8 protein-coding genes are annotated in these 11,058 nt (G+C 72.8%); 3 read left to right on the plus strand and 5 right to left on the minus strand.

Going from position 1 to position 11,058, the window contains the following annotated elements:
* Positions 1-119: 119 nt before the first annotated feature.
* Entirely contained in the window at positions 120-2,219 is a 2,100-nt protein-coding gene (locus ACFV7Q_RS36430) for a discoidin domain-containing protein (protein ID WP_385435222.1), read from the minus strand.
* A gap of 338 nt (positions 2,220-2,557) precedes the next feature.
* On the opposite strand from ACFV7Q_RS36430, the gene ACFV7Q_RS36435 reads away from it, so the two are divergent.
* Positions 2,558-2,923, plus strand: a complete 366-nt coding sequence (locus tag ACFV7Q_RS36435) for an HPP family protein (protein WP_385435223.1) — start codon at positions 2,558-2,560, stop codon at positions 2,921-2,923.
* Between the two features lie 295 nt (positions 2,924-3,218).
* On the opposite strand, the gene ACFV7Q_RS36440 is transcribed toward ACFV7Q_RS36435, so the two are convergent.
* Positions 3,219-4,430 carry an aromatic amino acid transaminase gene (locus ACFV7Q_RS36440; RefSeq protein ID WP_385435224.1) on the minus strand — a complete coding sequence of 404 codons (1,212 nt, stop codon included), beginning with the start codon at positions 4,428-4,430 and terminating at the stop codon, positions 3,219-3,221.
* Positions 4,431-4,460: 30 nt separating this feature from the next.
* Positions 4,461-5,438, minus strand: coding sequence for an EamA family transporter (locus ACFV7Q_RS36445; RefSeq protein ID WP_385435225.1), 978 nt, complete (start codon positions 5,436-5,438; stop codon positions 4,461-4,463).
* A 128-nt stretch (positions 5,439-5,566) separates the two neighbouring features.
* Here ACFV7Q_RS36445 and ACFV7Q_RS36450 point away from each other — a divergent pair, with 128 nt between their 5' ends.
* A complete protein-coding gene (locus ACFV7Q_RS36450; RefSeq protein ID WP_385435226.1) occupies positions 5,567-6,025 on the plus strand; it encodes an Lrp/AsnC family transcriptional regulator in 459 nt (152 codons plus the stop codon).
* On the opposite strand, the gene ACFV7Q_RS36455 is transcribed toward ACFV7Q_RS36450, so the two are convergent.
* Positions 6,007-6,651 carry a hypothetical protein gene (locus ACFV7Q_RS36455; RefSeq protein WP_385435227.1) on the minus strand — a complete coding sequence of 215 codons (645 nt, stop codon included), beginning with the start codon at positions 6,649-6,651 and terminating at the stop codon, positions 6,007-6,009. The genes ACFV7Q_RS36450 and ACFV7Q_RS36455 overlap by 19 nt on opposite strands.
* Positions 6,648-8,318, minus strand: coding sequence for a hypothetical protein (locus ACFV7Q_RS36460; protein WP_385435228.1), 1,671 nt, complete (start codon positions 8,316-8,318; stop codon positions 6,648-6,650). Before ACFV7Q_RS36460 ends, ACFV7Q_RS36455 begins: the two co-directional genes overlap by 4 nt.
* Before the next feature lie 1,187 nt (positions 8,319-9,505).
* Here ACFV7Q_RS36460 and ACFV7Q_RS36465 point away from each other — a divergent pair.
* Positions 9,506-10,951, plus strand: a complete 1,446-nt coding sequence (locus ACFV7Q_RS36465) for a glyceraldehyde-3-phosphate dehydrogenase (RefSeq protein ID WP_385435229.1) — start codon at positions 9,506-9,508, stop codon at positions 10,949-10,951.
* Positions 10,952-11,058: the final 107 nt, after the last annotated feature.

Raw genomic sequence — 11,058 nt, forward strand, 5'->3', positions numbered from 1 at the left:
GGCCGCCTGCGTGTGGGGGGGGGGGGGGGTACGGGGGGGGGCGGGGGGGGGGCGGAGGGGGTGGCGGGGCGGGGCCGCCCCCGGCCCGGGGGAGCGGGTGCCGCTCTCCGGCGGCGCCGTCAACTGCTGAAGACGCCGACCTCGTAGAGGGAGTAGCCCCATTGGGTGCCGCGGCCGAGGCCGTGGATCCGTACGTAGCGGGCCGGCACCCCGGAGAACTGCGCGGTGTCCAGGCCGCCGTCACCGGTGGTCGTGGACCACACGGTCTGCCAGTTCGCGTCGTCGGAGGAGACCTCGATCCGGTAGGACCGGCCGTACGCCCGTTCCCAGTCGAGGGTGACCCGCTTGACGAGCTGCGGGGAGCCGAGGTCGATGCGCAACCACTGGCCGTCGCTCCAGTCGCTCGCCCAGCGCGACCCGCGGTTGCCGTCCACGGCCCGGCCGGCCGCGTAGCTGACGAACGGGTTCCACTCGGTGGAGCTGGCCGAGGCGGCCGCGCCCGCGGCGAGGTTCACCCCTGCTTTGTGCTTCTCGGACGCCCCCCAGGTGCGCAGGTAGGACTCGGCGCCCTGGAAGAGGTCGTCCACCACCTCCTGGCCGCCGACGTTCCGGATGTCCTCGATCCAGTCGGGGACCATGCCGTAGTGCGCGGCGCCGTCGGTGTTGAAGTCCCAGGTGCGCTGCCCGGTGGTCTGGCGGTCGATGAGCGAGCCGCCGTCGGTGCTGCGGTACGGGTAGCGGACCGGGTTGGGGGCGTCGGCCCCGCGGGGGCCGGGCCAGCCGCCGACGCCGTTCATGTCGGTGCCGAAGCCGTAGCCCACGCCGTACTTGTCGCGCAGCGCGGCATTGCGCTTCGCCTCCGCGCTGAACCCCTCGGCTCCGCCCATGTAGGCGGTGGCGAAGCCGCCGAGCTTGTAGAGGCGCTCCAGCCAGCCCTGGTCCATCCAGCTGTGGGAGGAGATCACACCCGGGTACGACTCGGACTCCAGGACGTCCAGGGCGCGGCCGGCGGCCTTGACGCTCATGTGGTCGATCTCGAGCATCATCTTGCGTTTCATCATCCCGCGCAGGGCGTACTCGCCGAGCTCGGTGAGCCCGCGGGTGTTGCAGCGCGCGTCGGCCGCGTACGAGGGCATCGCCACGCCCGCCGGGAGCTCCTTCTGCGCGGAGGGGGCCGCGGCCAGGCCGATCGGGTTGTCGTGCTGCGGGCCGGTGCACTGCTCGGTCTTCCAGAAGGTGCCCGTGGAGAGGAACTGGCCCACGTTGATCGCGGTGCCGAGGGCGCCCTCGTCGAAGCGCACCCCGCAGAGCGCGTTGTCGAACTTGTGGCACAGGAACATGCTGCGCACGCCGATCCGGTGCAGCTCGTCCAGGCCGCGGTCGATGTCCTCCCGGCTGCACTGGGCGATGTCCAGGACCTGCTTGCAGCCGAACGGCTCGGAGGTCTCCACGCCGAGGACGACGGCCAGCTTGCCCTGCTCGATGACGTCACGGGCCTGCGCGGAGTCGGTGACGATCCGGAACCAGCCCTTTCCGGGGCCGCCGTACATCCGGTCGATGTAGGCCTGCATGTCGTACGTCTTCTGCGCCTCCAGACGGATGGCGGTCATCTCGTCGCAGCCGCGGTCCTTGAAGAAGTAGACCGAGCAGATCACCCCGTTGGTGACGAGGTCGTTGACGAGGACGCGCTGGCCGCCGCGCCAGGCCCGCTCGATCCAGGCGTAGTAGTTCTGCTGGTGGGTCAGCGAGTCGTGGGCGGGCCAGTCCTTGAAGGTGGGCCAGCCGTTGGGGTCGTGCTTGCCGTCGCCGCCCTTGGTGATGAAGTCGAAGACCGCGAGGGTGCCGTCGGGGTAGTGCTCGGGGCAGTCCTTGAGCGCGTCGGCGATGCCCTGCTCGGAGAACGGCTTGCCGCAGATGAGGCGGCCGCCGAAGCCCTCGTTGGACATGATGTGGTCGTGGGCGTCGACGAAGCCGCGGACCCGGCCCTGGGCATCGGTGCCCTTGAAGGGTTCGCCCGTCACGTTGATCTGGGAATCGGGGCCGGGCCGGGCCGTCGGAACCCACCAGCCGGTCTCGGCCGGGGCGCCCGCGGTGCCGCCGCCGGCGGCGGGCTCGGCCGCGGCGCCGGGTACCGGGCCGAGGGCCACGGCCAGCAGGCCGGTGAGCAGTAACGCGAGGACCGCGAGGGGTCTGCTGCGGCCGGTCGGTCGTCGGGTCATGGTCGTTTCACCACTCACGTCATCGGGAGGCGGAGGGCGCGGTCGAGGACGCAGACCGCCCGAGGCCGGTTGATTGTCATGTCCCGCGCGAATTTGCGAAGAGGATCGCCACTGCCGCCGGGAGAGTCAAGAGTCCGGGACAAGCGACCTGATGATGGATCAGGTCCCCGCCGGCCCCTGCCGGGCCTGCGGAGACGCCCTGCCGGGCGTCAGCCGGGGGAGCGCCCGCCGCTCGCCGGCGGTGCACCCCGGCCGCCGCGGTCCACAGCTTCGGCGGGGCCACCCTCGTCCTCCTCGCCCTGGTCGGCATCGGTGCGGCCCTCCACGAACCGGTCCTCATGCCGTCCCTCGCGGCCAGCGCCGCCCTGGTCCACAGCGCCCCCACGCTGCCGCTCGCCCAGCCCCGCAGCGTGATCGTCGGGCACCTCCTCGGGGCGCTGGTCGGCTACGCCGTGCTCGCCGCGGCGGGCAGTACGCCCTGGGCCGCGGCCGTCGCGGGCGGGCTCACCCTGGCCGCGAACACCGCCGCCCGCACCCCGCACTCGCCGGGCTGCGCCAGCGCGGTGATCGTGGTCCTACAGACCCCCGCAGCCGGACGCTTCGTGCCCCTCCTCCTCGGGGCGACGGTCCTGCTCGTGGTCACCGGGTACGTCGCCTCGCGCCTGCGGCCCAAGGCGCCCCGCTACCCCGCCTACTGGTGGTGAGCGACCGGCGTGCGCCCCGCTCACCCTCCGAGCGGCGCGAGGAACCGCTCCGCCGTCCGCGGGTGCCCACGGACTCGTGTCGTTGCCGAGGGACGGCAGGTCGAGGGCGTCCGGCGTGGGAGCACGGCAGCGCGGGCTTCTCCTAACCCGAGGTCCGGGCGGTTCCCCCGTGCCGCTACCGCTGAACCCGGGGGCCCGGCCGTGCCCCCCGTTCCCGTACCGACGCCGGACGAGGACCGCCTGCGGTGTCGGCCGGCAGCCCGCCGACACCTGGCGGCACGGGCCGATCCCAGTACTAGCCGGTGTGCCCCGCGGCGACGGCGTCCTCGGCGAGGACGGCCGCGATGCCGTTGGCCAGGCACGGGATACGGTCCGCCGGGATGCCCGCGATGTTGATGCGGCCCGCGGTGGTGCCGTAGATGGCGAAGCCGTTGCGCAGGCGGAGCATCTGGCCCGGGCTCAGCGGCAGCATCGAGAACATGCCCTTCTGCCGCGCCAGCGACTCGGCCTGCGCGGCCCAGCCGAGCGAGGCCAGCTGCCGGGCCAGACCGCTGCGGTTGGCCTCGATGCGGCCGCGCATCTCGTCCAGCTCGGCCCGCCACAGGGCCCGCAGCCCGTCGTCTTCCAGGACCGTCGCGACCACTGCGGCCCCGTGCTCCGGAGGCATGGAGTACAGGGTCCGGGCCGCGTTCTGCAGGGCCGTCTCCACGTGGCGCAGCGACTGGCGCGAGGCGCCGAGGACCACCGCGCAGCCGGTGCGGTCGGCGTAGAGGCCGAAGTTCTTCGAGCAGCTGATGGCGACGAGCATCTCCGGCACCCGCTCCGCGAGCATGCGCGTGGCCGCCAGGTCCGCCTCCAGGCCGTCGCCGAGCCCGTGGTACGCGAGGTCGACGAACGGCACCCACCCCACCCGGACGGCGAGGTCGGCCAGCGCCTCCCAGGCCTCGGGGGACGGGTCGACACCGGTGGGGTTGTGGCAGCAGCCCTGGAGCAGCACGACGTCGTCGCGGCGGGCACGCCCCAGGTCCCGCAGCAGTCCCTCGGTGTCGGGCCGGCCCTCCGCGTCGAGCCAGGCGTACGTGCGCACGGTCAGCCCCGCGGCCTCCAGGATGGGCCGGTGGTTCACGTAGGCGGGGTCGCTGATCCACACCGTCGTGCCGGGCCGGGTCCGGCAGATCAGGTCGGCCAGCAGCCGCAGCGCACCGCTGCCCGCGACGGTCTGGACGGCGACGGCCCGCTCGGCGGCGCCACCCCCGCCCAGCACCATCGACAGCATCGCGCGGTTGAAGGCCAGGTTGCCGGAGAGCCCGCGGTACTCCTTGGAGAGGGAACGTTCCGCCAGGCGTATCTCGGCCTCGCGCACCGCCGCCATGACCGGGGTCCCGCCGGTGTCGTCGCGGTAGACGCCCAGGACGAGGTTCAGGCGCTCGGGACGGGCGTCGGCGCCGTACGCCTCGGTCAGGTCCCACAGCGGGTCGACGGGCGGCGGGAGGAGGAGCTCAAGCATCTGCGGGAACCTCGGACGGGGATCGACGGGTCAGCGGGCGGAAACGGGGTGGGAGGGGGTGCGGGGGCGCCGGTTGGCGAGGAAGACCCCTGCGGCGATGAGCGGCACGCCGACGAGCACGGCGAGCGTCGGCGACTCGCCGAGCAGCGGCACGGCGAGCAGGACCACGAGCACCGGGCTGAGGCTGCCGACGGCGGAGCTGCGCTCCGCGCCCAGCCTGCGGATGGCGAAGGCGTACAGCAGCCCTGCGCACAGCCCGACCCCCAGCCCCTGCACGACCAGGAACAGGAGGATGTCGGAGCCCGCCGCGGCCGGCAGCCCGCTGGGCAGCACCCCGGTCAGGACCAGCAGCGCCATCACCGCGAACGAGGGCAGGCAGAGCAGGCCGATCGAGCCGACCGGATCCAGCTCCACCTCCTTCAGCCCGACGGTGTACAGCGCCCACAGCCCGCTGGCGGCGAGGAGGATGCCGGCGCCGGCCAGTACCGAGCCGTTCACGGGGAAGACGTGGCGCCAGACGAGGGCGACCACGCCGGCCGCGATCAGCGCGAGCCCGGCCGCCTGCGTGCCGCGGGGTGCGCCGCGCCCGCCCGTGATCATGAGGGCGGCGACGAACAGCGGGACCATCCCGGGGACGATCGAGCCGACGAACGCCGCCGAGGTGAGGGAGCCGCCGTACATCGCGGCCAGGAAGAACGGCACCCCCGCACCGCAGGCGATCTTGAGCGCGGCCGCCGGGCGCACCGCGGCGAGCGCCCGGCGCCGCCGCCACAGGGCGGGGGCCAGGACGACGAGCGGGACGCCGAAGCGCAGCAGCGCGGCGTCGGCGGGCAGCAGGGAGGAGCTGCTCAGGGCCCGCGCGCTGAGGGCGAAGGCCGCCCAGATCAGCACGGTCAGGACCAGCGCGACCATGCCCCGCGCCTGCGGAGAGAGCCCGCGGGCCCCTGCGGTGCCTTCTCGCGGGGGTGCCGGCGCGGGCACGGCGGGCACGGTCTTCACGGCGGCCACGGTCAAGTCCTCCAAATCCAGGGGCCGGATCCGGCCACGGGGCAACGCTAGAGCTTTTCCCGGGGCAGCCGATTGCCAGTTCTGTCGCCCAGGCATAGCTTGGGGGCAGAATCTGCCAAGGAGTGACCATGGACGCAGTCGATCTGCAGATCATCCGCGAATTGCAGGCCGACGGCCGCCTGTCCAACCAGGAGCTCGCCGACCGGGTCCGGTTGTCGCCTTCGCCCTGCTTGCGCCGGGTACGGCGGCTGGAGGAAGCCGGTCTGATCCGCGGCTACACGGCCATGGTCGACCAGGTCGCGTACGGCCTTCCGATCACCGTGTTCGTCCGCATACGGCTGGAACGCCACACCGCGGAGGCCGTGAGGGTCTTCGAGGAACACGTCGCCGTCATCGAGCACATCCAGGACTGCTACCTGATGGCCGGCAGCAGCGATTACCTCCTCAGGGTCGTCATCGAGAGCCTGGAGGCGTACGAATCCCTGGTCCGCAACCGGATCCACGCCATCCCCGGCATCGCCTCGATCGAATCGAGCTTCGCCTTCGGCAGCGTCAAGCAGTCCAGGGTCTATCCCGCGCCGAAGTGAGGGGGCCGGCCGGGCGGCGGCGGTGCGTGCGGCGGTAGCAGCTCGATCGGGGAGCGCAGGCGCCGCCCCACGGGCAGCTCCAGTCGCCCCTGCCGTGCGGCGACGGGGATCCGCCGCACGGCGAGCTTCGCCTCGATGTCGCACTGCCCGCTGTGCAGCGCGGTCAGCCACGCGTTCTCCACGGCCGCGACGAGGGCGCGGAGGTGGAAGGCGACGGCCAGCTCCACGTCGACGGTGCCGACCGGGGCGCCGTCCACCAGCAGCTCGACGCTCGGGTGGTGGGTGGAGGTGATGCTGTGCGTGGCGAGGGCGACGAGCTCGGGAGCCTCCGGGGACAGGCGGGTCCGGTGGGCCGCGGCCCGCAGGTCGGAGTGCTTCGCCCAGCCATGGGCCAGCAGGGAGAACAGGTCGAGGTCGAGGAAGCCGTTGACGACGCGGGCGAGCTCGGTCTCCACGGCCCGGTCCGCCGCACCGGTGAGGCCCTGCCTGCCGGGCAGGATGCCGGTGGCGGCGTGGTGGTCGTGCAGGCTGCCGGCGATGCTTTCGGCGGACTGCTCCGACTCCGGACCGAGCAAGAAGGCCCGCACCGTGAGGGGAGCGAGGTCGGGGGCGGGGGCGGCGGTCATGTGTCGTCCTCCTTCTCCTTCACGGTCTGCTCGCCGGGATCCGCGTGCGGCTCCAGACGGATGGTGTGCGACCCGGCCCCGCCCTCCTCGGCGGTGTACTCGGCCAAGGTCGTCGCCGCCGGGGCGGGCCGTAGCCGGGCGCTGAGGTGGGCCTGCACCCAGTGCGGGTTCCGGCGGCGCTGGGCCAGCCGCGAGGCCCCGAAGGCGACCGCCAGGGCCGCCCCGACGAGGCCCGTGCCGACGACCAGGCCGAAGGGCACGGCCCCCGGCCCGACGGCCCTGCCGCCCGATGACGTCGGGTCGGGCGTCGGGCCGTCTGTCGTGCCCTCGGTGGGGGCGGGTGTGGGGCCGTCCGTCCCATTGGCCGTGGTGGTGGGCGTGGGGACGGAGTCCGGCGTGGGCCCCGGTGGGAGGGTCGGCGGGATCGGGAGTTCCGTGACCCGGAACGTGGCCTCGTCGGCCACACCCGGGTCCGACTGGCACTCGGCCCGCACCGTGTGGTCGCCCTCCGCCACGTCCCCCGCTATGAAGAGGTTCACGGCGAACGAGCCGTTGCCCGCGGCCCCGACGGGTGGCCCCGTGGACCTGCCGCCCCACAGCACGTTCACCAAGGGACAGTTGAACCCGGAACCGGTCAGGGTGACGGGCTCAGCACCGGCCGGCCCCGCGGTGGGGGTGAGCACCACGTTGGGCGTCCCGGAGGGTACGACGGTCGGTTCGTGTGTGGTGGTGGGTGCGAGGGTCGGTTCGTGCGTCCCGGTGGGTGCGAGGGTCGGTTCGTGTGTGGTGGTGGGTGCGAGGGTCGGTTCGTGTGTCGTGGTGGGTGCGACGGTCGGTTCCTGCGTGGTGGTGGGTTCGACGGTCGGTTCGTATGTCGGTTCGGGGGCTTTCTCGACCGTGAACGGCGTCTCGGCGTAGATCGACTCGTATCCGACGCAAGTGGCGTTCACTCTGTGGTCGTCGCCCGGGGCAGCATCGGCCGGGACCGTGATGTCGGCCGAGAACGTGCCCTGCTCGGGGTCCACCGGGGCCGGCTCCGCACCGTCCAGCGGGCTGCCGTCCCACATCAGCTGGGCCTTACCGCTGCCTTGGACGGGGCAGTAGTCGAATCCCGAACCGTCGACCCGGACGGGCGTGCCGGCGGGCCCTGTTGGCCTGTCCAGGGTCAGCGCGGGGACCGGAGTCGGTTTCACGTTGAACGAAGCCGTCGCGGTGATGGACGTGTTGGTCGTGCACGTGGCCGTCACGGTGGAAGGACCGGCAGAGGCGTCCGACGGCGCCGTGACGTCCGTCTCGAACTCGCCCGTGGCCAGGTCCGCCGTGATGACGCTGGGTCCGCCCCCACTCGGGTCGATGCGGACTTCGACCACGTCCGCCCGGTACTGCGTCTCGTCGACGCCCTCCGTCGTATCGACGCCGTCCGTCTTGTCGACTTCGCCCACGGCGCCCTGCACGGGGGTGCGGCACTCCTGGAACCCGTAGCCGCGGACGCCCACCCGGCTGCCGGGCGGTCCCGTCGGCGGGTCCAGTTCGATACGGGCCGTCACCTGGGCGGGGACTGCGCGGGCGGCGGGTGTCACAGGGGCGGCGGAGCCGCCCCAGGCGACCGCCGCACAGGCCAGCACCGCGGCCCATGGCCGGATGACCCGTCGGGCGAAGGGGAACATGACTCTCCGCCACCCATTCTCCTCCGCCCGGCCGCGCCCGTCGCCTCCAGGCGGGCCGTGCGCAGCGCTGCACCCACGGTCGTCCGGCAGGCCGCGGAAAGGCCTGGTGGGCGTCGGCCTGTACGTCGTGTGCGTCGCCGGGGCGGCGCAAGCGGTGCAGCCAGGACCCGTGGGCGGGGCGGAGTCGAGCCAGTTCGAACACCCGGTTGTCGGCGTACGGGACGGCGTACGCCGCCGCGTTCGACACCGACTCCTACCACCTGGTCGCGCGGGGGCACTTCCTGCGCCGTGACGTGCTGCGCGGCACCCCCGGCGGCCGAGTCCGTCATGGGCCTGGCCGCGGCCACCCTGCGGCGGGTCCTGTACGGCCGCCGAGCGGCCGCGCTCCCGCGCAGACCGCGAGGCACTGGGTAGGGGCCACGAGGGGCAGCACCGCCATGACCATCGGCGGCAGCGACCGTGACCAGGAGGGGGCGCCGGTGGCGCCGCGGGCGCCGTCGAACGGGAAGCCGGCGCCCGGCTCCGGCCGGCACCACGAGCCCGATCTGCGCCCCATGGCGCGAATCGCGCTGCGCCCGATCGATCGCCTCGCCCCCGCCCCTGGGCCCCTGCGCCGTCGCCGTCGCTTCCGTGATCATCGGGTGTCTCCAGCTCGGCGGCTCCGAGGGCGCCGCGCCGGCCGTGGCGCTCACCATCCTGCCCGCCCCCTTCCTGCAACTCCTCGTCCACTACCCGGCGTTCGGGCGCGGGACGTCGTGGCCGCCACCCTCATGGCCTGCTCCTCCCGCATCCGGCTCGCCAGCTCCCTCGTCCTCGCCCTCGAACCGCCCGCCGGCACGCGCGGCCGCGAGGTGCTGCTGCTGGGCCGCAGCGGGCCGGTCCTGCACCCGCCCGGCCCACCCCCCTGTGCGGCCCGAACGCGTCCCCGTCCGCCCCTCGTGCCCCTCCGAACCCGCTCTGGCTTCCGTACGGCGTTCCACGGGCTGAGCGGCCGCCCCGCCCCCTCACGGATCAGCAGCCGCGGTCACACCGGACCAAGGGCGCATATCGGCTGGACAAAGCGGTGCAATCGGCCATCCCGGCGTCTTCGTGGCGCCGAATGGTCGAATCCCACAGGGGTACCTCTTGAATGATCAAACTATGAGGGGGTTAGCATATGAGCGCCGCCTAGCTCGAAAGATAAGCCTGTGACTGTCAACGACGACTCGTTCACCAACTGGAACCACCGCGAGGAGATCGCGGAGTCGATGATCCCGATCATCGGGAAGCTGCACCGCGAGCGGGATGTCACGATCCTGCTGCACAGCCGCTCCCTGGTGAACAAGTCGGTGGTCAGCATCCTCAAGACCCACCGGTTCGCCCGGCAGATCGACGGCGAGGAGCTCTCGGTCACCGAGACGATGCCGTTCCTGCAGGCTCTCACCACCCTCGATCTCGGCCCGTCCCAGATCGACATCGGCATGCTCGCCGCGAACCACAAGACCGACGACCGCGGTCTGTCGGTGGCCGAGTTCACCGCCGAGGCCGTCGCCGGCGCCACCGGCGAGAACAAGCTGGAGCGCTCCACCGGCCGCGACGTCGTCCTCTACGGCTTCGGCCGCATCGGCCGCCTCGTCGCCCGCCTGCTGATCGAGAAGGCCGGCTCCGGCAACGGCCTGCGCCTGCGCGCCATCGTCGTCCGCGGGGGCGGCGAGGCCGACCTGGTCAAGCGCGCCTCGCTGCTGCGCCGCGACTCGATCCACGGCCAGTTCCAGGGCACGATCACGGTCGACGAGGCGAACAGCACGATCATCGCCAACGGCAACGCGATCCGCGTGATCTACGCCAACGACCCCTCCGAGGTCGACTACACGGCGTACGGCATCAAGGACGCCATCCTCATCGACAACACCGGCAAGTGGCGCGACCGCGAGGGCCTGTCCAAGCACCTGCGCCCCGGCATCGACAAGGTCGTCCTGACCGCCCCGGGCAAGGGCGACGTCCCGAACATCGTCCACGGCGTCAACCAGGACATGATCAAGCCGGACGAGCGCATCCTGTCCTGCGCTTCCTGCACCACGAACGCGATCGTCCCGCCGCTGAAGGCCATGGACGACGAGTACGGCGTGCTGCGCGGCCACGTGGAGACCGTCCACTCGTTCACCAACGACCAGAACCTGCTGGACAACTACCACAAGGCCGACCGCCGCGGCCGCTCCGCGCCGCTCAACATGGTGATCACCGAGACCGGTGCCGCCTCCGCCGTCGCCAAGGCGCTGCCGGACCTCAAGGCCCCGATCACCGGCAGCTCGATCCGCGTCCCCGTCCCGGACGTCTCGATCGCCATCCTCAGCCTGCGCCTGGGTCGCGAGACCACCCGCGAGGAGGTCCTCGACTACCTCCGCAACGTCTCGCTGCACTCGCCGCTGAAGCGCCAGATCGACTTCACCACCGCCCCCGACGCCGTCTCCATGGACTTCGTCGGCTCGCGCCACGCCTCCATCGTGGACGCCGGTGCCACCAAGGTCGACGGCGACAACGCGATCCTGTACCTCTGGTACGACAACGAGTTCGGCTACTCCTGCCAGGTCATCCGCGTCGTCCAGCACGTCTCGGGCGTCGAGTACCCGACCTTCCCGGCCCCGCGCGTCTGACGCGCCGCCAGCCGGCCCGCGCACCACGCGTCGCGGGCACGGGGCAATCGACGGGGGCCGGGCCCGGGTTGGTACGGCCCGGGGCGGGCGCCCGGGGACGATAGTGG

The organism is Streptomyces sp. NPDC059851, from assembly GCF_042732005.1.
Taxonomy (GTDB): domain Bacteria; phylum Actinomycetota; class Actinomycetes; order Streptomycetales; family Streptomycetaceae; genus Streptomyces.

Bases quoted from the DNA above. Each gene is read 5' to 3' on its own strand.
- ACFV7Q_RS36430 (WP_385435222.1), bottom strand. From the start codon at position 2,219: ATGACCCGACGACCGACCGGCCGCAGCAGACCCCTCGCGGTCCTCGCG.
- ACFV7Q_RS36435 (WP_385435223.1), top strand. From the start codon at position 2,558: ATGCCGTCCCTCGCGGCCAGCGCCGCCCTGGTCCACAGCGCCCCCACG.
- ACFV7Q_RS36440 (WP_385435224.1), bottom strand. From the start codon at position 4,430: ATGCTTGAGCTCCTCCTCCCGCCGCCCGTCGACCCGCTGTGGGACCTG.
- ACFV7Q_RS36450 (WP_385435226.1), top strand. From the start codon at position 5,567: ATGGACGCAGTCGATCTGCAGATCATCCGCGAATTGCAGGCCGACGGC.
- ACFV7Q_RS36455 (WP_385435227.1), bottom strand. From the start codon at position 6,651: ATGACCGCCGCCCCCGCCCCCGACCTCGCTCCCCTCACGGTGCGGGCC.
- ACFV7Q_RS36460 (WP_385435228.1), bottom strand. From the start codon at position 8,318: ATGTTCCCCTTCGCCCGACGGGTCATCCGGCCATGGGCCGCGGTGCTG.